Annotated in this window: 25 protein-coding genes and 1 tRNA gene; 15 read left to right on the top strand and 11 right to left on the bottom strand. The window is 71.2% G+C overall.

Annotation, left to right across the window (positions count from 1 at the left end; translation table 11 throughout):
* Window positions 1–503 (top strand): SIS domain-containing protein (locus tag FV218_RS16000; protein WP_147710709.1); only part of this gene is annotated, 503 nt, incomplete at its 5' end.
* A gap of 64 nt (window positions 504–567) precedes the next feature.
* The gene (glmM, locus tag FV218_RS15995) at window positions 568–1,938 is read left to right on the top strand and encodes a phosphoglucosamine mutase (RefSeq protein ID WP_056089357.1); all 1,371 of its coding nucleotides are present in this window, start codon (window positions 568–570) and stop codon (window positions 1,936–1,938) included.
* 6 nt (window positions 1,939–1,944) lie between these two features.
* On the opposite strand, the gene FV218_RS15990 is transcribed toward glmM, so the two are convergent.
* From FV218_RS15990 to FV218_RS15955, 8 genes are all read right to left on the bottom strand, one after another.
* Window positions 1,945–2,844 carry an alpha/beta hydrolase gene (locus FV218_RS15990; protein WP_147710708.1) on the bottom strand — a complete coding sequence of 300 codons (900 nt, stop codon included), beginning with the start codon at window positions 2,842–2,844 and terminating at the stop codon, window positions 1,945–1,947.
* Between the two features lies 1 nt (window position 2,845).
* Window positions 2,846–3,859 carry an SDR family oxidoreductase gene (locus tag FV218_RS15985; protein WP_147710707.1) on the bottom strand — a complete coding sequence of 338 codons (1,014 nt, stop codon included), beginning with the start codon at window positions 3,857–3,859 and terminating at the stop codon, window positions 2,846–2,848.
* Window positions 3,860–3,976: 117 nt separating this feature from the next.
* The gene (locus FV218_RS15980; protein WP_147710706.1) at window positions 3,977–4,588 is read right to left on the bottom strand and encodes an urea carboxylase-associated family protein; all 612 of its coding nucleotides are present in this window, start codon (window positions 4,586–4,588) and stop codon (window positions 3,977–3,979) included.
* Window positions 4,581–5,306: a guanitoxin biosynthesis heme-dependent pre-guanitoxin N-hydroxylase GntA gene (gene gntA / locus FV218_RS15975; RefSeq protein WP_147710705.1), complete on the bottom strand. Its 726-nt coding sequence runs from the start codon at window positions 5,304–5,306 to the stop codon at window positions 4,581–4,583. Before gntA ends, FV218_RS15980 begins: the two co-directional genes overlap by 8 nt.
* A 173-nt stretch (window positions 5,307–5,479) precedes the next feature.
* Window positions 5,480–6,892, bottom strand: coding sequence for a carbohydrate porin (locus FV218_RS15970; protein WP_246685145.1), 1,413 nt, complete (start codon window positions 6,890–6,892; stop codon window positions 5,480–5,482).
* A gap of 171 nt (window positions 6,893–7,063) precedes the next feature.
* Window positions 7,064–8,377 carry a Gfo/Idh/MocA family oxidoreductase gene (locus tag FV218_RS15965; RefSeq protein WP_147710703.1) on the bottom strand — a complete coding sequence of 438 codons (1,314 nt, stop codon included), beginning with the start codon at window positions 8,375–8,377 and terminating at the stop codon, window positions 7,064–7,066.
* 211 nt (window positions 8,378–8,588) lie between these two features.
* Entirely contained in the window at window positions 8,589–9,353 is a 765-nt protein-coding gene (locus FV218_RS15960; RefSeq protein WP_056089378.1) for a phosphatase PAP2 family protein, read from the bottom strand.
* A 36-nt stretch (window positions 9,354–9,389) separates the two neighbouring features.
* A complete protein-coding gene (locus FV218_RS15955) occupies window positions 9,390–9,920 on the bottom strand; it encodes a 2'-5' RNA ligase family protein (protein ID WP_147710702.1) in 531 nt (176 codons plus the stop codon).
* Window positions 9,921–10,002: 82 nt separating this feature from the next.
* Here FV218_RS15955 and FV218_RS15950 point away from each other — a divergent pair, with 82 nt between their 5' ends.
* The 7 genes from FV218_RS15950 (at window position 10,003) to FV218_RS15920 (ending at window position 15,262) form a co-directional block, all read left to right on the top strand.
* Window positions 10,003–10,935, top strand: coding sequence for a hypothetical protein (locus FV218_RS15950; protein ID WP_147710701.1), 933 nt, complete (start codon window positions 10,003–10,005; stop codon window positions 10,933–10,935).
* Between the two features lie 102 nt (window positions 10,936–11,037).
* A complete protein-coding gene (locus FV218_RS15945; RefSeq protein ID WP_056091343.1) occupies window positions 11,038–11,508 on the top strand; it encodes a hypothetical protein in 471 nt (156 codons plus the stop codon).
* Between the two features lie 128 nt (window positions 11,509–11,636).
* Window positions 11,637–12,530, top strand: coding sequence for a thioredoxin (gene trxA / locus FV218_RS15940; protein WP_056089387.1), 894 nt, complete (start codon window positions 11,637–11,639; stop codon window positions 12,528–12,530).
* 61 nt (window positions 12,531–12,591) lie between these two features.
* Window positions 12,592–13,260, top strand: coding sequence for an LON peptidase substrate-binding domain-containing protein (locus tag FV218_RS15935; protein WP_056089389.1), 669 nt, complete (start codon window positions 12,592–12,594; stop codon window positions 13,258–13,260).
* 26 nt (window positions 13,261–13,286) lie between these two features.
* Window positions 13,287–13,493: a Trm112 family protein gene (locus tag FV218_RS15930; RefSeq protein ID WP_056089394.1), complete on the top strand. Its 207-nt coding sequence runs from the start codon at window positions 13,287–13,289 to the stop codon at window positions 13,491–13,493.
* 99 nt (window positions 13,494–13,592) lie between these two features.
* Entirely contained in the window at window positions 13,593–14,591 is a 999-nt protein-coding gene (locus FV218_RS15925; RefSeq protein WP_147710713.1) for an asparaginase, read from the top strand.
* A gap of 281 nt (window positions 14,592–14,872) precedes the next feature.
* On the top strand, window positions 14,873–15,262 hold the full coding sequence (locus FV218_RS15920) for a hypothetical protein (protein ID WP_056089399.1): 390 nt from the start codon (window positions 14,873–14,875) through the stop codon (window positions 15,260–15,262).
* 3 nt (window positions 15,263–15,265) lie between these two features.
* On the opposite strand, the gene FV218_RS15915 is transcribed toward FV218_RS15920, so the two are convergent.
* Complete coding sequence (locus FV218_RS15915; RefSeq protein WP_056091346.1) at window positions 15,266–15,625, bottom strand: STAS/SEC14 domain-containing protein; 360 nt, start codon at window positions 15,623–15,625, stop codon at window positions 15,266–15,268.
* A gap of 54 nt (window positions 15,626–15,679) precedes the next feature.
* On the bottom strand, window positions 15,680–17,956 hold the full coding sequence (locus FV218_RS15910) for a primosomal protein N' (RefSeq protein ID WP_147710700.1): 2,277 nt from the start codon (window positions 17,954–17,956) through the stop codon (window positions 15,680–15,682).
* 155 nt (window positions 17,957–18,111) lie between these two features.
* Here FV218_RS15910 and FV218_RS15905 point away from each other — a divergent pair, with 155 nt between their 5' ends.
* From FV218_RS15905 to FV218_RS15885, 5 genes are all read left to right on the top strand, one after another.
* Window positions 18,112–18,801 carry an alpha/beta fold hydrolase gene (locus tag FV218_RS15905; RefSeq protein WP_147710712.1) on the top strand — a complete coding sequence of 230 codons (690 nt, stop codon included), beginning with the start codon at window positions 18,112–18,114 and terminating at the stop codon, window positions 18,799–18,801.
* Window positions 18,792–19,859, top strand: a complete 1,068-nt coding sequence (locus FV218_RS15900; RefSeq protein ID WP_147710699.1) for an ABC transporter ATP-binding protein — start codon at window positions 18,792–18,794, stop codon at window positions 19,857–19,859. Before FV218_RS15905 ends, FV218_RS15900 begins: the two co-directional genes overlap by 10 nt.
* A 146-nt stretch (window positions 19,860–20,005) precedes the next feature.
* Window positions 20,006–21,028: an extracellular solute-binding protein gene (locus FV218_RS15895; RefSeq protein ID WP_056089408.1), complete on the top strand. Its 1,023-nt coding sequence runs from the start codon at window positions 20,006–20,008 to the stop codon at window positions 21,026–21,028.
* Window positions 21,029–21,110: 82 nt separating this feature from the next.
* Window positions 21,111–22,763, top strand: coding sequence for an iron ABC transporter permease (locus FV218_RS15890; protein ID WP_147710711.1), 1,653 nt, complete (start codon window positions 21,111–21,113; stop codon window positions 22,761–22,763).
* A 155-nt stretch (window positions 22,764–22,918) separates the two neighbouring features.
* Window positions 22,919–22,993, top strand: a tRNA-Val gene (locus FV218_RS15885).
* A 148-nt stretch (window positions 22,994–23,141) separates the two neighbouring features.
* On the opposite strand, the gene gph is transcribed toward FV218_RS15885, so the two are convergent.
* Window positions 23,142–23,867, bottom strand: coding sequence for a phosphoglycolate phosphatase (gene gph, locus FV218_RS15880; RefSeq protein WP_147710698.1), 726 nt, complete (start codon window positions 23,865–23,867; stop codon window positions 23,142–23,144).
* A 167-nt stretch (window positions 23,868–24,034) separates the two neighbouring features.
* Here gph and FV218_RS15875 point away from each other — a divergent pair.
* Window positions 24,035–24,504: hypothetical protein (locus FV218_RS15875; protein ID WP_246685144.1), on the top strand; the 470-nt coding region annotated here is incomplete at its 3' end.

The following is a 24,504-nucleotide window of genomic DNA, read 5'->3' as shown; positions in this document are numbered from 1 at the left end:
TGATGGCCGAGGCGACCAAGCGCGAGGGCGAGATCGAGATCCTGGCCCGCGAGGTGTCGAAGGCCCGCGACGTGCTCTATCTGGGGCGCGGCACCAGCTACCCGATGGCCCTGGAAGGCGCCCTGAAACTCAAGGAAATCAGCTACATCCACGCCGAAGGGTATGCGGCGGGCGAACTCAAGCACGGCCCCATCGCCCTCATCGACGAGAGCGTCCCGGTCATCGTCATCGCGCCCCACGACGCGATTTTCGAGAAGACCGTATCGAACATGCAGGAGGTGGCCGCGCGGGGCGGGCGCATCATCCTCATCGGCGACGCAAGGGGCACGGCGGAAGCCGGCCTCGAGACCATGGCGACGGTGACCATGCCCGACTGCGACCCGGTGGTGGCCCCCATCGTCTACGCCGTGCCGATCCAGCTCATCGCCTACCACACCGCCGCGCTCATGGGGAAAGACGTGGACCAGCCGCGCAACCTCGCGAAATCCGTCACGGTGGAATGATCGGCACCGGGCGTGTCCGATCGCTCATCGGAAGAACTTGGGTAAGTATTCGGGAGTGACGGCAATGCTGAAATACTTCGGCACGGACGGGATCCGTGGACTGGCCAATCGCGTGATCACCCCGGAACTCGCCCTGCGGGTCGGGCAGGCCGCGGGTCTGCACTTCCGCAATTCCGGCTACCGCAACCGGGTCGTCATCGGCAAGGACACCCGGCTGTCGGGCTACATGATCGAGACGGCCCTGATCGCGGGCTTCACCTCCGTCGGCATGGACGTGCTCCAGCTCGGGCCGATGCCGACGCCGGCAGTCGCGATGCTGACCCGCTCCATGCGCGCCGATATCGGCGTGATGATCTCGGCCTCCCACAATCCCTACGAGGACAACGGCATCAAGCTGTTCGGCCGCGACGGCTTCAAGCTTTCCGATGCGGTGGAACGGGAGATCGAGGGCCTCATCGACGGGCCGCTGCAGACGCGGCTCGCCGGCGCGCGCGACCTCGGCCGGGCCAAGCGCATCGAGAGCGTGCATGCCCGCTACATCGAGTTCGCCAAGCGGACCCTGCCGCGGCAGATGACCCTCGACGGCCTGCGGGTCGTCGTCGACTGCGCCAACGGCGCGGCCTACCGCGTCGCGCCCGAGACCCTGTGGGAGCTCGGCGCCGAGGTGATCGCCATCGGCGTCGAACCGGACGGCTTCAACATCAACCGCGACGTCGGCTCAACGGCGCCGGAGACCCTGGTCGCCAAGGTGCGGGAACGCCGCGCCGACATCGGCATCGCCTTCGACGGCGATGCCGACCGGGTGATCATCGTCGACGAACGGGGCGTCGTCGTCGATGGAGACCAGCTCATGGCGGTCATGGCGCGCTCGTGGCAACAGGACGATCGCCTGAGCCAGCCCGGCCTCGTCGCCACGATCATGTCGAACCTCGGTCTGGAGCGCTATCTCGGCGGGATCGGCCTCGCCCTCGCCCGCACCGCCGTCGGCGACCGCTACGTGCTCGAACACATGCGCGCGCACGGATACAACCTCGGCGGCGAGCAATCCGGCCACATCATCATGTCGGACTACGCGACGACGGGGGACGGACTCGTGGCGGCGCTGCAGCTCCTCAGCGTGGTCAAGCGCCAGGACCGGCCCGTCAGCGAGGTCTGTCGCTGCTTCAACGCCCTGCCGCAGATCCTCAGGAACGTGCCCTATCGCTCGGGCGAGCCGCTCCGCGACGGCGCGGTCCTGGACGTCATCGCGTCGGCGACGGCCCGGCTGCACACCTCCGGTCGCCTCGTCGTGCGCCCGTCCGGCACCGAAACCGTGATCCGGGTCATGGCGGAGGGCGACGATCGAAACCTGATCGGAGACATCGTCGACGAGGTGTCGCACGCCATCGCCCGGCGCTTCGGCGTCCCGGAACCCCACCGGGCCCTGCACAGCTGAAGAGCCTCAGGCCCGGCGATCGGCCAGGTCCGCGACGGCGGCCGAAACGAGATCCTGGCGGACGTGATGGAGCATGTGCCCCGCGCCCGGCACCCAGTCGAAGCGCCCCCCCGGCATCGCCAGGGCGGCGAGGGCGCCCTGAAGGGCGTTGTTGACGACGAGGTCGGCCGTCCCGCCGAGGATGCGGACCGGCACCGCGCAGGTCCGGTAAGCCGCCGCGGCGCGGGTCAGGGCCGGCCAGACGCCCACCGCATCCTCGCCCTCGGCGATCATCCGCTCCGGCCCGCTGGCCAGGGCGAAGGGGAAGTTTTCGGCGAACGCCTTCGGCATGATCTGCGGCAGGAAGATCGCGCGCCACAGGAGCGGCAGCAGGGCGGGGTCCGAACTCCCGGCGAGGACGGGCGCCAGGACCTCGCCGAGGCCGGGGGTGAAGCGTGGTCCGAACAGGATCTGCTCGAGACGGACTTCCGGAAAGCACAGGGGCGCCAGGGCCAGGACACCCGCCGTTTCGCCCGGGAAGCGCAGTCCGTGGCACAGGGCGACGGCTCCGCCGAAGGAATGGCCGACGAGGAGAGACCGCTCGACGCCGATGGCCCGCATGGCATCGTGGATGATCTCGGCCTGTCGCCAGGGCGAGGCGTCGACGGACCGTTGCCGCCGGCTCAGGCCGTGCCCGGGACGATCGACGGCGATGACGCGAAAGTGCCGTGCGAGGGTCGGCATGAGGGCGAGCCACATGTCCTCCAGGGCCATCAGCGTCCCGTGAATCAGGACGACGGCCGGCCCCTCGCCCACCTCGGCATAGGCGACGGTGCGGCCGTCCCCGAGATCCACCGTGCGGCGGGTCACCGCCCTGTGGGCCGTCGAGGCGGCCGGCGACCACGGGCGCAGCGCGGGCGCGTTCACGTCAGGACCGCCGTCCGGTGCCGCGCGGCGCCAGGAACGCCGTCGCGGCGAGGCCGAGCCCGATGGCTCCGGCCACGAGGGCGAGGGGATGCAGGCTGGCGCGGGTATAGGCGCTGGTCCGCATGACGTAGCCCGGCTGATCGCCCTTCGCGTGCCCGGTGTCGTCCTGCTCGGGTTGGTGGAGAGTCCCGGTCGGACGCCGCGGACGGCCGGGGCGCTTCTGCATGGCGACGATGGCCGGGGCGAGGAGGTCGAAGGCGCCGGGCGCGAACTCCTTGCTCGCCGCGAAGACCTTGCCGGCGCCGCCGACGATGACGTCGCGTAGGGGATGCACGGCGCAGTGCAGGATCGCATGGGCGACCTCTTCCGGCGGATAGACCGGCGGCGGCAGCATCGGCTCGCGATCCATGTAGTTGCGGGCCCGCCGCGGCAGGGGCGTATCGATGGAGGCGGGCTTGATCAGGCTCACCGTGACCGGGGCGCCCTCGTGGCGCAGCTCCATCCGGAGGGCGTCGGTGAAGCCCTTCACCGCGTGCTTGCTGGCCGAGTACATGCCCTGGAACGGGAAGGCGAGGTCGGAGGCGAGGCTGCCGACGTTGATGAGCGCACCGCCGCGCCGGCTCAGGTGCTCGACGGCGACCAGCGACCCGTAGACGGTGCCCCAGAAGTTGGTCTGCACCAGCCGGGCGTGATCCGCGTCCGACACCGCCCGCAGGGGGCCGTAGATGGTCACGCCGGCGACGTTGACCCAGGTGTCGAAGCCGCCGAACGCCGTGATCGCCTTGGCGGCGATGACCTCGACCTCGGCCCGTGCGCCGACATCGGCCTCGACCCAGACGGCCTGTCCCCCGGCCACCTCGATCTCCGAAACGATGTCGGCCAATGCCGCGCCGCTGCGGGCCGCCAGCACCACGCGCGCGCCGCCCTTCGCGGCCATGCGGGCCGTGGCGAGGCCGATCCCCGATGAGGCTCCGGTGACGACGATCACCTGGTCGCGCAGGGGCTTGTGCTTCATGGGCCGGTCGCTTCCCGAGGTTGCGCGCGGTCGGTGACCCGCGCCGGAACCTACGCGCGACGCGACGGGACGTTGCGAAACGGCGCGGCCTGCGCCGATTTCACGCCCCCGGCGCCGTCAGGCCGCGTCCGGCGGGTCGATGCGGTAGTGGATCGGCTTGAAGCTGCCGTTGTTCGATTGCAGGGCCGAGCAGGCCGTCAGCCCGATGATGAGGTCGGCCTGCGCTTCGAAGGTGATGTGGTCGCCGGCCCGGCTCAGGGGCGGCTCGACGGTGATGGCGCCGGTCGCGGCGTCGATGGGCACGTTCATGAAGCAGTTGAACGCGATGGGGATCTGGTCGGGCCCGATCCCGTAGGGGGCGAGGGCCGCCGCCAGGTTGCCGAAACAGCCGCGATGCGGGTCGGTGTCGCCGTAGATGATCCGGAACGTGTCCTTCGAACACGGCGTCAGCAGGAAGTCGTGGCGCCCGACGGTGTCCTCGACGATGCGGAGCATCACGTTGGAGCGGTTCGAGTACAGGGGATCGCCCGTGGTGAGGTAGATCCGGCTCGCGTAATCGAGGGTGCGGCCCGAGGACAGGACTTCGCCGGTATCATGCCGGTTGTAGGCGAGGAGGTCGGCGACCTGCTCGCCCTGCGGGTCGATGACCGTGAGGCGCTGGCCCCGGTCGAGGGTGAAGGCGACACCCGAACGCGGCGCGATCGCCTGGGGGGGAGGCGCGTCACACATCGGTCGCCTCGCTCGTGTGAGCCTGAATCGTCGCGCTCGTGGGGGCCCGGCCCTGGAACGGACATTGCCATGCGTCCGAAACGGCCCGGCCGCTGTACTGGCGGGCCTCGGACATCTCGCCGTGGCGGGCCAGCATCGGGTTGGCGGACCCGGCGAGGGCCGTGTCGCGGGCGAGGATCGAGCTGCGCAGCTTCTCGTACCGGTTGGCCTCGCGGAGGGCCTCGAACTGGGCGTGGAGATTGAACACCAGCACCGGCGACGAGAAGCGCCGGGCCGGCCGGCTCGCCCGCGGGTGAAGGCCGACGATGAAGAAGGCCTCGCCGCCGAAGCTCAGGGAGAAGTGCGGGCTCTCGGGATCGCTCGCGACCCGCCGGTCCCAGGGCTGGCCGAGCCACTGATCCTTGTCGGCGAGGGACTGGGCGCGGGCCCAGAGATGACGCTCGAACTGTTCTTCCCCGAGGTCGCCCGGCCCTTCGAACACCACGGCGAAACTCTGGAACAGGTCCGGCGCCCGCTTGTAGCGCGCGGCGAAGGCGAGGAGCGCGGGATAGATCCGCATGTCGTCCCAGCCGGAGGTGATGTCCCGGGCCACGACGATCTTCATCTGCCCCTTCGACAGGGCCGATTTCGCGCCGACGCAGGGGAAGGGTGGGTCACGGATGAAATCACGGAAGGCATGCGCCAGCGCATGGTCACGGTCGTCCCTGGGAAACTGCATACGGACTCATCACTCGGGCAGTTCCGGCTGCGCACAGATGCGGCAGCCGATGACGCGGTCCTGAGCAACCGGGTCGACGGGCCGGGTGTTCCGCCATGGACGAGAGGCCGCAGGCTTACCAACAGGGGATTTTGCGCACCCCGTTCCGGCGGTGCGCCCGGCGGACGACTCCCCTAATACCGGATCGTCGTGCGCAGGCCGAACACCGCCGCGTTGCGGATGCGCCCGGCATCGGGGTCGCGCGGGTTGAGGATGCCCCCGCTCGGACGGAAGATGTACTGGACGTCCGGCTGCAGGGTCACGCCGGGGCCGAGCACCGCCTGGTAGGTCGCCTCCAGCACCGCCTCGCTGCTGCGGCGCGGGCCGGGGACGCCGGTGGCCAGGATCGTGTCCGCATCGAAGGCCCGGGCGTCGCGGGAGATGCGCGAGAGGGCGAAAGCGACGCCGACGGTGTCGTCGGAGCGCCCCGGCAGGAGCCCCTTGTAGGCGATGCCGGCATCGACGTAGAGGTCGATGAGGTTGCGGTCGGACGGCCCGCCCGCCACGCGCACGAACACGCTGGCGCCGTCGTTGGGGTCGTCGGGCTCGCGGTAGATCGTCTGGTCGATGATGCCGTAGAGGCCGCTGTCGCCCCGGAACCGCCGGGCGATGCCGGTGCTGCCCGACGCGGCCAGGGGCGCGCGGTTCTGGTCGAAGCGCAAGCTGTCGAAGCGCCCGAAATGGTGCCAGCCGCCGAGCGTCACCGTCCCGGCCTCGCCGGTGCTGCCAGCCTCGATGTTGTAGGCGTAGGCGGCCTCCGCGATGACGAGGGCCGGATCGCCCGTGCGGAAATTGGTGCCGGTGCGGTTGCGCCGCTGCGGGTCGGGATCGGCGCCCGAGCGCGCGGGGCCGGCCGGATCGCCGTCGAACACGCCGACCTGGAGCGAGAGGTTGGCGTTGGGCACGACCTTCGCCCGGATGCCCGGTACCGCCAGGGGATAGATCGGCCCGCCGCTCGGGATCACCACGGCCATGTTGTTCGGCCAGCCGAAGGTGGAATTCACGAACACCGTGCCGGTCTGGGTCACGGCGAACTCGGTGTCGGCGGCGAGTTGTCCGAACCGCACGGAGAACCGGTCGTCGAACAGCTTCTGCTCGAAGGAGAGTTCGTAGAGCCGGGAGGACGGAAGGGCCTCGATCCCGCTCACCGTGACGAGGTTGTCGATGGTGCCGCGCGACAGGCCGGCCCCGTGGATCTGGAACAGGTTGGTGTGCAGGGACGCCCCCTGCCAGCCGAGGAGGGGGCCGAGATCGGCGTCGATCTCGAGGTCGAGGAGGCCCTCGAGGATCGCGCGCCGCCGCAGGCCGCCCGTCGCGTTGCCCAGGCCCTCGCCGATATAGGTCAGGCTGTAGGTGATGCCGCGCGCTTTCAGGAAGGCGCGCAGGCCGAAGGGATCGCCGTAGGGACCGAGCTGATCCTGAATCGAGGTGTCGAGGTTGGCCGACGGCCGCGACGAGGTGACCGACTGGGCCACCGAGGTCTGCGGATCGCCGCCCGCGCCCCGCGACGAGCCGATGGCGACGGGCTCGGCCGCGATCCGGGCCAGTTCGTCGGCCGGACTCTGGGCCTGGGCGCCGCGAAGGCTCGCCGCGCCGAGCAGGCCGAGGGTCGAGCCGAGAGCCAGGCCGGGGGCGATGAAGCGGCGGAGGAAGATGGACGGCCCCTGGGCAGGTGTTCGCCGAACCCTACCCCGCTTTCATGACGATCCCGAGGATCTTCAGCCGGCCTCGTCGAGTTCCGGCCCGCGCGTGACATCGAGGCCGGCGCCGCTCCCGGCCGGCGGGCCGACGGTGACGGGCCGCCCCGAGCGCGCGGCCTCGTAGATCGCCTCCATCAGGACCTGATCCTGCAGCCCCTCCTCGCCGGGCGTGCGCGGGCGCCGGTCCTCGAGGATGCACCGGGCCATGTGGTCGATCTCGAGGGCGAACTGGTTCTTGGGGGCCAGGACCCGCGAATCCTGCGATTCCACGGCGCCGTCCGGATGCGAGACCACGAGGTGCTGGCCGCGATAGGCGAAGGCGTTGCGCAGGTCGATGTCGGCCCGCTCCGTGTGGAGCTGGAGGCGGCGGGATTCGTGGATGCCGTAGCTCGTCATGCACTGAGCGAGGATTCCGGAGGGAAACCGCAGGGTGAACGACACCGTCTCCTCCACCTCGGCGAACTTCGCGTCGCCCGGCGGGGAATGGAGGCTCGCCTCCACGGAGACCGGCTCCTCGCCCGTGAGCGCCCGCACGCCGTTGAGGCAGTAGAGGCCGATATCCGGCAGGGCCCCGCCCCCCGAGAGGGCCTTCCGCAGGCGCCATTGCTGGGGCAGGCCGGTGGTCTGGCCATTGAACGCCTGGATCAGGCGCGGCTTGCCGAACTCGCCGGAACGGGCGAGGCGCGTCACCTCGCGGTTGTAGGGCTCGTACTGGCAGCGGTAGGCGATCATCAGCTTGAGGCCCGCCTTGGCGCAGGCCTCGATCATCTCGCGCGCCTCGGCCGAGGAATTGGCCATGGGCTTCTCGCACAGCACGTGCTTGCCCGATCTGGCGGCGGCCAGCACGTTGTCGCGGTGCAGGCCGTTGGGCGTGACGATGTAGACCGCCCTGACGCTCGGGTTCTGCGCCAGGCGGTCCCATTCGTCGTAGCCGTAGACCGCGTCGGCCGGCACGCCGTACTGCTCGGCCACGAGCCGGGCCTTCGCGGGCGTGCCGGACATCACCGCCGCGAGGCGGGCGCGCTTCGTCTCCCCGAAGGCCGGCAGGATCTCCTCCAGGCTCAGGCGCCCGAGGCCGATCACGGCGAAGCCCACGCGCTGGGCCGGCGGCATCGGAGCGGGCGGCGGCGGCGGTACCCGGTCGCCGGCCCCGCGCCAGTTCGGGAACATCACCTTGCCGCCCTGCACCGCGCCCGTATCGGCGGGCACGGAGGGGCCCGGCAGCCCCTGGGCGTTCGCGCCCCCCGCACCGAGGCCGAGGGCTGCGCCGGTGACCGTCAGGCCTCCGGCCCGCAGGAGATTTCGCCGGGACAGGGGAAGATCGTCGCTCATGAATTCACGCCGCTGAAGCTTCGGACAGGTCGATGACTCCGTCCGGGAACGCCATGAGGGTGCGGGTGTTCCTGCGGTCAACCGTCCCGGCGGACGGCGGCGAGGCGCCCGCGCAGAGGCGCGTTCTCCACCCGTATGGCGCGCCAATCGCGCACGACGTCGATCGTCGCGCCCACACCGGACGGGGTCCGCCCCCGTCCCGTCCGAAGCGTCAGCGCGCCGCGGGGGCGGCCGTCGGGGCCTCGACCTCACCCCGGCGCTGGAGCTGCAGGGCGACGAACCAGCACAGGGCCGCCCAGGCCGCGCCGACGCACCAGCCCGCCAGGACGTCGCTCGGCCAGTGCACCCCGAGATAGACCCGGCTGAAGCCGACGAGCAGGGTCATGGAGATGCCGACGAGCATGACCAGCACCTTGACGCCGCGCTGGCGGTCGACGCGGGCGACGAGGGCCGCGAGGGTGAGGTAGGCGATGGCCGACATCATCGCGTGGCCGCTGGGGAAGCTCGCCGTGAACACCTCCATGCCGTGGGGCACGAGGTCCGGCCGCGGCCGGTGGTAGAACAGCTTCAGCACCGTGGAGGCGAGTTCGCCCCCGCCGATGGCGGCGACCACGAAGGCGGCGATCCGCCGGCGTCCGGTCATGGCGAGGTAGGCCACGGCCGCAACCGTCACGAACACGATGGTGAAGATGCTCCCCAGGCCGGTGATGTCCCGCATGGTCTCCTCGAGCCAGCGCGGCCCGATGGGGTCCGAGAGGTCGGCCGGATTGCGCAGGGCCAGCAGGATCTTGCGGTCGAGGGCCGCCGTCGAGCCCTCGCCGACCTCGCTCGCCAGGGCGAAGAAGCCGTAGCCGAGGAGGCTGACGGCCAGCAGGGCCACGACGGCGCCGACCTCGTTGAGGCGCAGGGCCAGCCGCAGGGCATTGGCGCGGCCGATCAGGGGGTCGATGCGGCCGAACGCCGGGAGGGATTTCATCGCGCGCGTGTCCTCAGCTGGCTCACCGGTCCCGGTTCACCGGTTCTCTCCAAACGCGAAGGCGGCCCGGCGTTCCCACGGCCCGCCGAGATAGCGCCACAGGACGAGGCCCGGCGCCGTGAACCGGAAGGGCGTGAACTCCGCCTCCAGCTCGGCCAGGAGCGCGCGCGCCACACCGGTCGCGACCTTGTTCTGGACGGTGACATGCGGGCGCCAGCCCTGGCCGTCCTGGGCGGTCAGCACGGCGGCGAATTCATGGGCGAGGCGACCCCGGAACGTCGCGAGGGCGGGCGATTCCAGCCCATACGCCACCCCGCGCCCGAGGAAGCGCAGGCCCGTCACCGCGACCTGCGGCGGAGCCTCGACCCGGGCGAGGGCCGCCACGGTCTCGGCGATGCCCGCCTCGTCGAGGCCGGGCAGGTGGTGGAACAGGGTGACGTGGGCAGGGATGTGATTGAGGGCGGCGGGGAAGTGCCGCCGACGCAGGCCGTCGAACTGCGCGAAGGTCGGCGCATCGAACTGCAGGGTCAGGATCAGGGGGTCGGGCGTGGCGCCGGAATTCGTCATGTGGCTGTGCAGATGGCGCGGTCGGGCTCACGGGTCCAGCCCCGGTCTGTTCAGGAACCCGTTCGCCGTCTAGAGACCGCGCATGCGGCGCAAACACCGGGAGATCGTTCATGTGGGCCGGGACGGCTGGCTCTTCCTGATCGGGGGCAGCAACGGCGTGCTCGCGCAGTACCGCGCGACCCCGGCGCGCTGGTGGCGCCTGCGCGCCTGGAGCAAGCTCATCGAGGCACGGACCGCCCGGGCGCAGTCCCTCGGCATCCGCTACCTCCACACCCTCGTGCCGGAAAAGCTGTCCGTCTACGACGACCGCACGGACGGGCTCGGCTTCGACGTCCAACGCTCGCCGGCCCGGCGCCTCGCCCGGCGCCTCGTCAACAACCCGGCCTTCGTCGATCTCCTGGGGCCGATGCGGGCCGGTCGCGACGGCCCCGTTCCGCTCTACTACCGCACCGACACCCACTGGAACTACGACGGCTGCCTCTTCGCCTACCGCACCCTGCTCAGGGCCTGCGGCGCGGTGCCCCCCGCCGATCTCGTCGAGCGCCCCCGCTTCGAGACGACGCGGGTGCGCGACCTCGGCGACAAGCTCCCGAGCCAGCCTACGGAGACGGCGAGCCACGGCATCATCGACCGCGACGCCCGGCGCCACTACGCCAGCCCGGCGGTGGAGGCCTACGAGGCGGCCGGGCGCGCCCACGACCTCCACGTCGGCGCCCACGTGGTCTACCGCAACGACACGCCCGGCGCCGACCCGCGCACGGTGGTGCTGTTCGGCGATTCCTACGCCCATTTCGCCCCGATCATGCTCACGGGCCTCCTGGCCGAGACCTTTCGCGAGGTGCACTTCGTGTGGTCGTCGAGCCTCGACTGGGGCTACATCGAATCCGTGCGGCCCGACCTGCTGCTGTTCGAGATGGCCGAGCGCTTCCTCACCCGCGTGCCCGACGACGGGTTCGACATCCGCGCCGTCCACAAGGATGCGCCGCCGGAGGACGGCCCGCCGCCCGCCGCCTGATCCGGGTCCCGGTCCCGCGCGGTCCCGGTCCCGCGCGGTCCTCGTCCCGCGACGGCGGCTCCCCCTCGACAGATCGGGACGCCACCATACATCTGCTTCATGATGTACGCCCCGACCCTCCGCCTCGCCCTCGCCCTCGCGCCCCTCCTGCTCGCCGGTCCCGCCCTGGCGCAGACGGCGATCAAGCTCGAGGGCCGCTGCGAGAAGCTCGTGATCGCCGGGCAGGACGTCACCGGTACGTGCAAGGCCACGCTGATGAACACGGTCTCGCGCAGCCGCACGAGCTTCGATTTCTCGGCCGAGGGCCGGGCCCTCAGCTTCAGCGGCAACGGCGCCCAGCAGGAGCGCACGGAGGAGACGGACCCGCTCCAGCCCATCAACCTCGTGATTCCGAGCGAGACGACGAAAGACGGCGTGGTCCAGGGCCCGCTGGTGGCGGTCGGCGCGTGCCGCTTCAGCACGCCGGCCCCGGGCAAGACCGCCATCACCTGCGAGGCCAACGCCGCCAAGGGCACCTATGCGGGCACCTTCGTGACCGACACCAAGGCGCCCCCCGGCGCGCCGGCACCCTGAGGCGGATTTCGGGTCTGGTCGCGAGGCCCGGGCGCGACCATCTCTTGACGGACGGGCACGCGGACGGACAGACCCGGCCGCGACCCGAGATTGCTTCCGAAGACTCTTGACGACGTTTCGAGGACCCGATGCTGAACGACGCGCCCCAGGCGGGCGAACCGATCAAGGATGTGACGACGGCGAGCTTCCGCCAGGACGTGGTCGCCGAATCCATGCAGCAGCCTGTGCTGGTGGATTTCTGGGCCCCCTGGTGCGGCCCGTGCAAGCAGCTCGCCCCCGTGCTGGAGAAGGTGGTGCAGGCCTCGGCCGGCGCCGTGAAGCTCGTCAAGATGAACATCGACGAGCACCCCTCCATCGCCGGCCAGCTCGGCATCCAGTCGATCCCCGCCGTCATCGCCTTCGACAAGGGCCAGCCGGTGGACGGGTTCATGGGCGCCGTGCCCGAGTCCCAGATCAAGGAGTTCATCGGGCGCCTCGCCGGTCCGGCCGGCCCCTCCCCCATCGAGGAGGCGCTGGCCGAGGCCGAGGCGATGCTGGGGGTCGGCGACACGGCGGGCGCCGCCCAGCTCTACGCCGCGATCCTCACCGAGGAGCCCGACAACATCGCGGCCATCGCGGCCCTGGCGAAGCTCCAGCTCGATCTCGGCGAGATCGACAAGGCCAAGGAAATCCTGGCCATGGCGCCGGCCGACAAGGCGGGTGACCCGGCCCTGACCGGCGTGCGCGCCGCCCTGGAGCTGGCCGAGAAGGCCGCCGAACTCGGCGACCTCGGGGAATTCCAGAAGCGGATCGAGGCCGATCCCGGCGATCACCAGGCCCGGTTCGACCTCGCGCTCGGCCTCAACGGCCTCAACAAGCGCGACGAGGCCGTGGACCAGCTCATCGAGATCGAGCGGCGCGACCGGACCTGGAACGAGGGCGCGGCGCGCAAGCAGCTCCTCACCTTCTTCGAAGCCTGGGGCCTGATGGACAAGGCCTCGATCCGGGGCCGGCGCCGGCTCTCGACCCTGGTTTTCGCGTGACGCCGGTTCTCCACGTGAGATCGGGTGTCGGCGTGAGGCATCGAACCGACGGGACGACGCGATGAGCACGCATGCGGGCTACAAGGGACCGGCCGATTGCCCAGGGGTGATCCCGGTCTTCCCCCTGCCCGGCGCGCTGCTGCTGCCGCGCGGTCAGATGCCCCTCAACATCTTCGAGCCGCGCTACCTCGCGATGATCGACGATGCCCTGCGCACGGACCGGATCATCGGCATGATCCAGCCCGATGTGGACAGCGGTTCGTCGCCGATGACCCCGAAACTGTTCCGGGTCGGCTGCGCCGGGCGCATCACCCAGTTCGCCGAGACCGGCGACGGGCGCTATCTCATCTCGCTCACGGGCGTCGCCCGGTTCCGGGTCGAGAGCGAGATGGCGGTGGCCTCGCGCTACCGCCGCTGCCAGGTCTCCTACGACGACTTCGCCGTGGATTTCGAGCCGCGGGCGGGCGAGGACGCCGTGGACCGCGAGGGTGTGCTCAAGGCCCTGAAGGACTTCGTCGAGGTCAACGACCTCAAGGTCGATTGGGCCGGGATCGACGAGGCGCCCAACGAGGCCCTGGTCAACGCCCTGTGCATGATGAGCCCGTTCGGCGCCCGCGAGAAGCAGGCGATGCTGGAGGCCCCCGACCTCAAGACACGGGCCGAGGTCTTGATTGCGGTGACCGAAATGGAGTTGGTGCGGGGCTCGGGCTCCGAGCCCACCCTGCAGTGATCCGTTCCCTCCAAGGATGAGCGCCCATGGCCGATGACACCCAGACCCCGGTCGAGGCGACCCGCGTCGACCCGAAGCTCCTCGAGCTCCTGGTCTGCCCCCTGACCAAGGACACCCTCGACTACGACGTCGCCCGGCAGGAGCTGATCAGCCGCTCGGCCAAGCTCGCCTACCCAATCCGCGACGGCATCCCGATCATGCTGCCCGAAGAGGCGCGGCCCCTCACCGACTAACGGTCCCCTCCCCCTTTCTCGAAGCCAGGGCGCGCCATGACGACACAGGCCATCCTCCGTCACGCCGCCCTGGCCGTCTTTGCATGGGCCCTCACCGCCATGACCGCCATCGCCGCCGAGCGCCCCACCCTGGTCGCCATCGTCGCCACCGGCGGCACCATCGCCATGAAGAACGACCCCGTCACCGGGGCGCCGGTGCCGGCCCTGTCGGGGGCCGACCTCGTCGGCGCCGTGCCGAAACTCGGCGACATCGCCCGGATCGAGGTGACCGAGTTCAGCAACGTGCCGAGCGACTACATGGGCCCGGAGCTCTGGCCCGGCCTGTCCGCCAAGGTGGACGAACTGCTCGCCCGGCCCGACATCGCCGGCGCCGTGGTCCTGCACGGCACCGACACCCTCGACCAGACCGCCTATTTCCTCGACCTCACCCTGCGCAGCACCAAGCCGGTGGTGATGGTGGGAGCCCAGCGCAACGCGTCCGATGCCGACGCGGACGGAAGCCGCAACCTCCTGAACGCCGTGCGCCAGATCCTGTCGCCCGATGCCGTCGACATGGGCGTCACGGTGACCCTCAACCACCACATCAACGCGGCCCGCGAGGTGCGCAAGACCCACACGAGCAACGTCGAGACCTTCAACTCGGGGGACGCCGGCACCCTCGGCTACGTCGACGAGGATCGGGTGGTGTTTTCGCGAAAATCCCTGCGCCGCCAGACCCTGCCGATCCCCGAGCGCATGCCGCGTATCGACCTCGTGTCCATGTATGCGGGCGCGGACGGAACCCAGGTGCGCCAAAGCGCCGATGGCGGCGCCGAGGCCATCGTGGTGGAGGCCTACGGCTTCGGCAACGTCAACGCGGCCATGCACGACGCGATCCAGTACGCCATCGCCAAGGGCGTGCCGGTGGTCGTGGCGACCAAGGTCCACAACGGCCGGGCCCTGCCCGTCTACGGCTTCAAGGGCGGCGGCAACACCCTGCTCAAGGCCGGCGCGGTGTTCGCCGACGACCTGACGCCCGACAAGGCCCGCGTGCTCGCGCTCCTGGCCATCCCGTTGACCCACGACCGGGCCGCGCTGCAGGCGTATTACAACCGCTAGCCGCGCCACGGCCCGGACACCGGAGAGCCACGGGCGGGCCGGACGGCGACCGGCCCCATCGCACGCAACGTCGACACCGCCAAGGTTACGCGTACGATCCACCCCAGTCATCGCTGGTTCAGGCGGCGTCCGCCATGGCTCTCATCTTGGAATGGCAGCGCCCGTCACAATCCTGCCGCTTGCCCGAGTATCCTACGGTCACTCTTCACCGATCGTTTGCTTGGGAAGCTGCCGCGCCGTCTGCGCGGGGTTCGGCCGGGCATTTCGCCGAAGGATGATGCATGTTCAGACTCGCCGCGTTGTTGACCCTCGGAACCGTCTCCGCCCTCGCGCCGCTGCCCGGCCAGGCCCGCGACGGTGCCAACTTCAACGGCGCATGGTCGGTGGATCTCGTCACCGAATCCGGCATGGTCTGCGACAGCCGCTACAGCTACTCGGTGTCGGTGCAGGAGGGGCAGGTCCGCCTCGTCTCGGGCCAGAACGCCAGCCTGAGCGGGCGCGTCGGGCCGGATGGCACCGTGGGCCTCAGCGTCACCAACGGCACCGCCACGGGGGCGGTCTCGGGCCGGCTCCAGGCGACCTCCGGCGGCGGCACCTGGAAGGTCTCGTCCCTGTGCTCGGGCCGCTGGACGGCACGACGCCACACGACGCGCACCGCCCAGGCGGAGTAGACTTTAGGCCGTCGCCAGCCAGCTCCGCGCCTCTTCGATATGGGCGCGGTCGAAGGTCTTGATGGTCGCCGGCGAGACCTTGCCGAAGGTATCGGCGATCATCCGAAGCCAGGAGGCGTCGGTAACGAGGGCGACGTGGCTGACGCCCTTCATCATGGCGAGGCCGAAACGCGGGTCCTTGAAGAACGCCGCTGGCTCCATGCCCTTGAACTCGCGGACATCCTCGAGGAGCTTGATCTTGCCGCCCTTGTCGAGGTCGGCCTGCATGGCCGTAATGACGGTGTTCATGTCCGCATCGGTGATCTGCCCGTCGACCACGATCTCGGCGACGTTCGATTCCGGCTTCTTCGTATAGGTCAGCACGTGCAGCACTCCTGATGGGGTCGAACGCGACCCCGAGCGAACGTCGAGGCCGCGTTATAGGAAACTCTGCGGGTCCACGTCGATGGCGACCTTCACGTTGCCGCGAACCTTGGGGCCGCGGGCGATCCAGTCGCGCAGGTAACTCTGCAGGTCGACGGAGCGTTCGGTCTTCACCAGCAGGCGGAAGCGGTAGCGGCCCCGCACCAGGGCGAGGGGCGCCTCGGCCGGCCCCAGCACCATCACGCCGTCGGGCGGCTCGGACGCCCGCGCCAGGGCCTGCCCGTGGGCTTCGGCCACGGCACGGTCGCCCGCCGACACGATGAGGGCGGCGAGACGCCCGAACGGCGGCAGGCCGGCGGCCTCGCGGGCGGCGATCTCCTCCTCGTAGAACCGCGCCGCGTCCCCCGACAGCAGGGCGGCGATCACCGGGTGCTCGGGCTGGAAGGTCTGGACCAGGGCCCGCCCCGGCTTCTCGCCGCGCCCGGCCCGGCCCGTGACCTGCTGGAGCAGCTGGAAGGTGCGCTCGGCCGCGCGCGGGTCGCCCGAGGTCAGGCCGATATCGGCGTCGAGCACGCCCACCAGGGTGAGGTGCGGGAAGTTGTGGCCCTTGGCGACGAGCTGCGTGCCGATGACGATGTCGCAGCCGCCCTCGGCCACGGTCTGGAGCTCGGCGCGCAGGCGCTCGGCCCCGCCGGGAAAGTCGCTCGACAGGACGATGACGCGCTTGTCGGGAAACAGCGCCGTGACTTCCTCGGCGATGCGCTCGACGCCGGGACCGCAGGGGGTGAGGTTGTCGAAGGTGCCGCATTCCGAGCAGGATTCCGGACGGCGTTCGGCGTAGCCGCATTGGTGGCACACGAGGGCCTTGCGGAAGCGGTGCTCCACCAGCCAGGTCGAACAGTTGCGGCACTGGTAGCGGTGGCCGCAGGCCCGGCACAGGGTCAGGGGCGCGTAGCCCCGGCGGTTGAGGAACAGCAGCGCCTGGTCGCCGGCCGCCACGGTCTCGCGCACGGCGGCGATGAGGGCGGGGGCGATGAAGCTGCCGCGCTCGGGCTTGTCGGACCGCATGTCGAGGGCGGTGATGTCGGGCAGGCGCCGGCCGCCGAAGCGCTCGGGCAGGACGATGTGGCGGTAGCGCCCGCGCGTCGCGTTGACCCGGGTCTCGATGGAGGGGGTGGCCGAGGCCAGCACCACGGGGCAGTTCTCGATGCGCCCGCGCACCACCGCCATGTCGCGGGCGTGGTAGTGCACGCCGTCCTCCTGCTTGTAGGCGGCCTCGTGCTCCTCGTCGACGACGACGATCCCGAGTTTTGCGAACGGCAGGAACAGGGCCGAGCGGGCGCCGACCACCACGGCGACCTCGCCGGCCGCCACCCCGGCGCGGATGCGCTCGCGGCGCTTTCCACCGATGCCCGAATGCCAGGTGGCCGGGCGCACGCCGAAGCGCTCGGCGAACCGGTCGAGGAACTGTGCCGTCAGCGCGATCTCGGGCATCAGGATCAGGGCCTGGCGCCCGCGCCGGACGCAATCGGCCACGGCCTCGAAATACACCTCCGTCTTGCCCGAGCCGGTGACGCCTTCGAGCAGGATCGTGGGCGCCCGGAACGGGGCGGGCTCGGGCTCCGGCAAGGACGGCGGCGCTGCGATTGCGGCGACGTCGCCCTGTCCGGCGTCCTCCAGGAGAAAGGCCTCGAGCCGGTCCGTCGGCGGGGGAGCCGGGTTCATCATCGCGATCAGATCGCGCACCGCGTCGGCCTGCGCCTCCGACAGGGGCACGCGGGCATGGTCCGGGTCGGGCGGCAGGGCGACGGGCTCCGGGGCGAGGGCAGTCGCCTCGAGGGCGCCGTCGTCGATGAGGCCGTCGACGACGCTGAGGGACACGCCGGCTTCCTTGGCCAGCACGCTCTTGCCCCGCATGGCGCCGTCGGCGGCCACCGCCAGCACCTTCATCCGCGCCGGCGTCGGGCGGGCGGGCGGCTTGCCGGACGCGCGCACGCCGATGCGCACGGTCTCGCCCTGGGCCGCCTCGTCCGGCAGGCGTAGGGCCATGGCGAGGGCCGACCCCTTCGGCGCCAGGGTGTAGCGGGCGAGCCAGTCGACGAGTTCGCGCAAGGGCCCCGAAAGGGGCGGCACGTCGAGGCGACCGGTGACGGGGCGCAGGTTCGAGCCCGCCGGGCTCTCGCGCACGCCCCAGACCACGCCGACGGTCTCCCGCGGCCCGAGGGGGATCTGCACCACGTCGCCCACCGCCAGGGTGAGGCCGGCGGGCACGGCGTAGCTGTAGGCGCTGTCGAGCGCCAGCGGGATCAGGATCTCGGCGACGCTGGGCATCGGCGCGGGCTGCTTTGGAACATACCCGGAATATAAGCATGATCCGCCGATTGCGCGACGGGCACGCCTGAACCATTCCGTCTCTCGATCACGCAGTGAATCCGCCGCCCGACGCCGTGCCGTGAGCCCCGATGCGCCATCCAGACCCAGGGAGGATCGCGGGGACCGCCTCGCCGGATGGCGTGCTGTTCCTGCACGGCATCGCGCGCCGGTCCGCGTCCCTGGCCCGGATGGAACACGCCTTCCAGGCTCAGGGGTACGCGACGCTCAACCTCGACTATCCGGCCCGCACGGCCGCCCTCGCGGACCTCGCGTCGCTCGTCGCCCCGGCCATGGCCGCCTTCGCCGCTCGGGTGAGCCACGTGCACGTCGTCACGCATTCCATGGGCGGCCTCGTTGCCCGCGCGCTCCTGACCCGCCAGCGTCCGGACAATCTCGGGCGCGTGGTGATGCTGGCCCCGCCCAATGGCGGAAGCGAGGTCGCCGACCGACTCCACGGCATGGCCGCCTACCGGCGCTTCTTCGGCCCGGCCGGCGCAGAACTGACGACGCGGCGGGACGCGTCCCTGGCGGCGCTCCTCGGGACCGTCGATTATCCCCTGGGCGTCATCGCGGGGGATCGCACACTCTATCCCGTCGAGTCCTGGCTGATGCTGCCCCGCCCTAATGACGGACGGGTGAGCGTCCAACGCACGCGGGTGGCCGGCATGAGCGCCCACGTGACCCTGCACACCAGCCACGGCCTGATGATGTGGAACACACGCGTCATCCGCGAGGCCTTGCACTTCGTCCGGAACGGGCGATTTCTCGGCCCCGACGCGAGGACGCCCGAAGAATGCCCATAACCCAGTCCGACACAGGCCGCGGCATCCCGCCCCGTCTCGAACTCCGAAACCTCGGCCTGCGCTTCGGGGCCGTGCGGGCCCTGGACGGGATCGATCTTGCCGTCCGTCCCGGCGAGATCGTCGCCCTGCTCGGCGATTCCGGCTGCGGCAAGAGCACGCTCCTGCGCGCCATCGCCGGGCTGGAGCGGCCCGAGCGGGGTACGATCCACCTCGACGGCGCCAATGTCGGGGGCGTGCCGCCCGAGGCGCGCGGCGTCGGGCTGATGTTCCAGGACTACGCTCTGTTCCCGCACCTGACGGTCGCCGAGAACGTGCGCTTCGGCCTCCACGCCCATCCCGGCCAGGCGGCCCGCGCCATCGCGACGGCGCGGCTGGAGCAGGTCGGCTTAGGCCACCGCGCGGCGAGCTACCCCGGTACCCTGTCGGGCGGCGAGAGCCAGCGGGTGGCCTTGGCCCGTGCCCTGGCGCCGGGGCCGCGCATCCTCCTCCTCGACGAGCCGTTCTCGAACCTCGACCGGCGCACCCGCGACCGGGTCCGCGCCGATACCCTCGGCCTCCTGCGCGAGACCGGCACCACGACGATCCTGGTGACCCACGATCCGGAAGAGGCCCTGGGCTTCGCCGACCGCATCGCCCTGATGCGGGCCGGGCGCATCGTCCAGGTGGGCACCGGGGACGACCTCTACCGCCGCCCCGCCTCACGCTTCGCCGCGCGCTTCTTCGGCGACCTCGTCGAGGTGGCCGGCCCCTGCCGGGCGGGTCACGTGGCGACGCCCTTCGGCCCCCGCCCCGCCGCGACCTTCGCCGAGGGTGCCGCCGCCGTCGCCTGTTGGCGCCCCGAGGCGATCCACCTCATGCCGGTGGGCCAGGGCGTGCCGGGCCGCATCGTCGGCCGCCGCTTCCTCGGCGCGACGGTCATCCTGTCCGTGGAGGCCGAAGGGTTCGACGCACCGCTGCTGCTGCCCGTGCCCGGCGCGGACGGACGCGGGCCGGGCGACGCCGTGGGTCTGCGCTGCGACGAGGCGAACACGTTTATTTTTACCGATGGGACGGATTAAAACCCGTTGCTTGCATCGGCTCGATAATACGGACATTCCGAAGACCAGCTGCAGTTTTTAACTGTTACAAGTCCAAGACATCGCGCTTGCTTTTTCCCAGGCCCTGCGTCTGAACGTCCTCCGCAACCAAGCGGGAGGACGGGATCATGGTCGGTGGGGTCAAGCAGTTCGCTCTGGCGGGTGTCGTCGCCTGGGCCACCCTCGGATCGGCGCAGGCGGCGGAGGTCAACCTCTACACCACCCGCGAGCCCGGCCTGATCAAGCCGCTGCTGGACGCCTACACGGCCCGCACGGGCACCGCCGTCAACACGGTGTTCGTGGAGAAGGGCCTGGCCGAGCGCGTGGCGGCGGAGGGCGCGCGCGGCAAGGCCGACGTGCTGATGACCGTCGACATCGGCAACCTCATCGAACTCGTGGACCGCGACCTGGCGCAACCCGTGCGCTCGCCCGTTCTGGAGGCGGCGATCCCCGCCACCCTGCGCGACGCGGACGGGCGCTGGTTCGCCCTCTCCATGCGCGCCCGCGTCGCCTATGCGGCGAAGGACCTGAAGGACCAGAAGGGCCTGACCTACGAGACCCTCGCCGATCCGAGCTGGAAGGGCGGCCTGTGCCTGCGCTCCGGCCAGCACCCCTACAACACCGCGCTCGTCGCCCACTACCTCGTCCGGTACGGTGCCGAGGCGACGGAGACCTGGCTCAAGGGCGTCAAGGCCAACCTCGCCCGCAAGCCCGCCGGCGGCGACCGCGACGTCGCCCGCGACATCCTCGCCGACACCTGCAAGATCGGTCTCGCCAATTCCTACTATGTCGGCCTGATGCGCTCAGGAAAAGGCGGCCCGGAGCAGAAGACCTGGGGCGACGGCATCGCCGTGCTGATGCCGACGTTCCTCGGCGGCGGCACCCACGTCAACGTCTCCGGCGCGGTCGTGTCCAAGACCGCCCCGAACCGCGACGAAGCGGTCAAGCTCCTCGAGTACCTCGTCTCCGACGAGGCCCAGGGGCTCTACGCGCAAGGGAACTACGAGTACCCGGTCAAGGCCGGCGCCCCCGTCGATCCCCTGCTGGCGGCGCTCGGCCCCCTGACCGTCGACACGACGCCGCTGGCCGAGATCGCCCGCAACCGCAAGGCCGCGAGCCTGCTCCTCGACAAGGTCGGCTTCGACAATTGATCGGGCAACCATGACCGGCGCGGCGCAGGCGCTCGACGCCGAGGATCTGGCGACGCCCCGGCCGAGAGGGCGGGCGACGCGGCTGCGGCCCCGGACTTTCGTCTGGACCGCATCCGCCCTGGCCCTGGCGGCCCTGGTCCTCAGCCCCGTCGCGTCCCTGGTCCGCGCGGCGGCGCAGGGCGACGGCGCCCTGTGGCCGCATCTCCTCGCCCACGTGCTGCCCCGGGCCGTGGCGGAGACCGGCCTGCTCCTCGCCGGCGTCGGGCTCGTCGTGGTGGTGCTCGGCACCGGCGCGGCCTGGCTCGTCTCGGCCTACGCCTTCCCCGGCCGGCGCTGGCTCGAGGCGGCGCTCCTCCTGCCCATGGCGGTGCCGACCTACATCGTGGCCTACGCCTATCTCGACCTCCTGCACCCCATCGGCCCGGTGCAGACCGCCCTGCGCGGGTGGCTCGGCTACGCCCGGCCCCGCGATTTCGTGCTGCCGGAACTGCGCTCCCTGCCGGGCTGCATCCTGCTGCTGGGATTCGTACTCTATCCCTACGTCTACCTGCCGACCCGGGCCCTGTTCCTCATGCAGGCGGCCAACCTCATCGAAGCCGGGCGGATGCTCGGGCGCGCGCCCTCCGCCGTGTTCCTGCGCGTCGCCCTGCCCCTGGCGCGCCCGGCCATCGCCCTCGGCGCCAGCCTCGCCCTCATGGAGACCCTCAACGACATCGGCGCGGCGGAATTTCTGGGGGTTCGCACCCTCACGGTCCAGGTCTACGCCACCTGGGTGAACCGCTCCGACCTGCCCGGCGCCGCCCAGATCGCCCTGGTGATGCTGGTGGCCGTCCTCGGCCTCGTGGCACTCGAGCGCTGGGCCCGGCGCGGCCGGGGTTTTGCGGGCACCGCCCAGCGCCCGCGCGACCTCGCCCGCCGCCGCCTCCACGGCTGGCGCGCCGGAGCCGCCCTGGCCCTCGGCCTCGTGCCCGTCGCCGTCGGCTTCCTGATTCCCGCGACCTACCTGTTTCGCGCGGCCCTCGAGCGGATCGCGCGCGTGGGCTGGCCCGCGACCATCCTGCCCGAGATCGGCCATACGGTGCTGTATGCGGGCCTCGCCACGGCCCTCGCCGCCGGCATCGGCTTCCTCGTCGCCGCCGGCCCCCGCCTCCTGCCCGGTCCCCTCGGCCGGGGCATGGTGCGGGTGACGAGCCTCGGCTACGCCCTGCCGGGCGCCATCCTGGCCATCGGCCTGCTCGGCCCCCTGGCGCTCGCCGACACGATCCTGTCGGAGGGGCTGACGCGCCTGTTCGGCGTCGCCCCCGCCCTCATCGGCCTCGGCACCGGCGGCGCCCTCGTCATCGCCTACCTCATCCGCTTCCTCGCCGTCAGCACGGGAACCTGCGAGGCCGGGCTCGGTCGCATCCCGGAAAGCCTGCCCGATGCCGGGCGCATGCTCGGGCGCGGCCCCGCCGCGACGCTGGCCCGGGTGCAATGGCCCCTCGCTTGGCCGGCGGTGCTGAGCGGCGCGGTCCTCGTCTTCGTCGATTGCGTCAAGGAATTGCCCGCGACCCTGCTCCTGCGCCCCCTCAACGTCGAGACCCTCGCGACCCACCTCTACGGCGAGGCGGCGCGCGGCACTTACGAGGACGGAACGGTGGCCGCCCTCCTCATCGTCCTCGTCGGCCTCGTGCCCGTCGCCGTCCTGATGCGCCTCGGCACCCGGCGCGCGGCCGCCGCGACGGCCCGTCCGTGAAATCCGATCGCCACGAAATTCCCGCCTTGACGGCCCGGGGGGCCGCGCCCTAGAACGCCCTCGGTTCCGGCGGCGTCGTCCGCGGAACGCCGTTCGCTACGACCACGGGGACGCTCGAACGAGCGAAACCCGCGCGAACCGGCAAGAATGGCAACGGGCGGTTGGCTCAGCGGTAGAGCGTCCCCTTCACACGGGGAAGGTCACAGGTTCGATCCCTGTACCGCCCACCATTTTCCTCGATGAACACCCATCATCCGACGGTTTTCATCGCTGCCGCATCGCGTGCCGTCGGTCGGCGCGACTTCGATGCGCCCGGCCTGTTCCACCACCTCGGGACGAGGTGATGGAATGGGACCGACAGGCCGAGCCGACGCGACCCTATCCCCGCACCACCGGCACCAGCGCCTCCACGGCCTCCACCAGCTCATCGAAATGCCCGATCACCCGGTCGGGGCCGAAGGCTTCGACGGGCAGGTCGGTGTAGCCGAACGGCACCGCGATCACCGGAATGCCGGCGGCCTTCGCCGCGTCGATGTCGGCGCGCGAATCCCCCACCATCACGGCCCGGGCCGGATCGCCGCCGGCGCGTTCGATGGTGAGGGTGATGTGGCGCGGGTCCGGCTTGAAATGCGCGAAGGTGTCGCGGCCGCAGATGGCGGAAAAGCGGCCCGAGACCCCGAGCAGTTCGAGGAGCGTGAGGGCGTGAGCCTCGACCTTGTTGGTGCACACGGCGAGCCTGAAGCCCCGGGCGGCGAGGGTGTCGAGGGCCTCCGTCACGCCCGGAAACAGGTGGGAATGGTCGCACAGGTGGCGGCCGTAATGGTCGAGGAAGGCCACGAACAGGGTCTCCAGGCGGGCCTCGTCGAGTTCCTCGCCGGCCGCCTCGAACCCGCGCCGGATCAGCGCCTTGGCGCCGGCGCCGATCATGTCGCGGGCCTGCGCGAGGTCGAGGGTGTTCAGGCCCTCCCGCGCCAGGATGGCGTTGAGGGTGCCGACGAGGTCGCCCGCCGTCTCGGCCAGGGTGCCGTCGAGGTCGAACACCGCAATGGGCGGCAGGGGGGACGGGGATTGGCTCGACGCGGATATGGGGCTCGACGCGGACATGGGCTGGCTTTCTGCGAGGGCTCGGCTGCGGAGATGGGCCGGGGATCGGCGCCAAGCGCTATCGGGGCCGCGCGGCGCGGACAAGACGCCCGCCGCGGGGTCACGGTTGCGCCGCAAGGCGGCGATACCGCTCGCGCGACATCCGCAAACGGGACATCGGGGCACTCATGCGTCTGACACACCAGGCCTCACATCAGGTCTCACACCTTTTGCGCGCGGGCGCGGTGCTCGGGCTGCTCACGGGGACGGCCCTCGCGAGTTCCTACGAGTTCGTGCCCGCCCCCCAGATCGACCTCAACCGGGTCTACCGGGTCGACAAGGTCACGGGCGAGGTCACCTCGTGCCAGTACGGCCTGCGCGAGGGCGCGGTGGGCAGCGTCGGCGTCACCGTGTGCTACGGCGCCGGCGAGGGGGCGAGCGCCCAGGCGCCTTCCGAGTACGGCCTCGTCGCCTCCCGCCACACCCGCGAGGCGGGCGTGTTCCGGGTCAATTACCGCACGGGCGAGATGAGCATCTGCTACGTCCAGCTCCAGAAGGAGGCCGTGGTCTGCACCGCCCAAGCCAACCCCGCCGACGAGGCGGCGAGCCCGGCGCCGGGCCGCGCGAGCCCGAGCGTCACCCCCCTCCAGCCCACACC

The sequence above is a fragment of the Methylobacterium sp. WL69 genome, from assembly GCF_008039485.1.
Taxonomy (GTDB): Bacteria; Pseudomonadota; Alphaproteobacteria; order Rhizobiales; family Beijerinckiaceae; genus Methylobacterium.
This window is presented reverse-complemented; position numbering and strand designations above follow the sequence as displayed.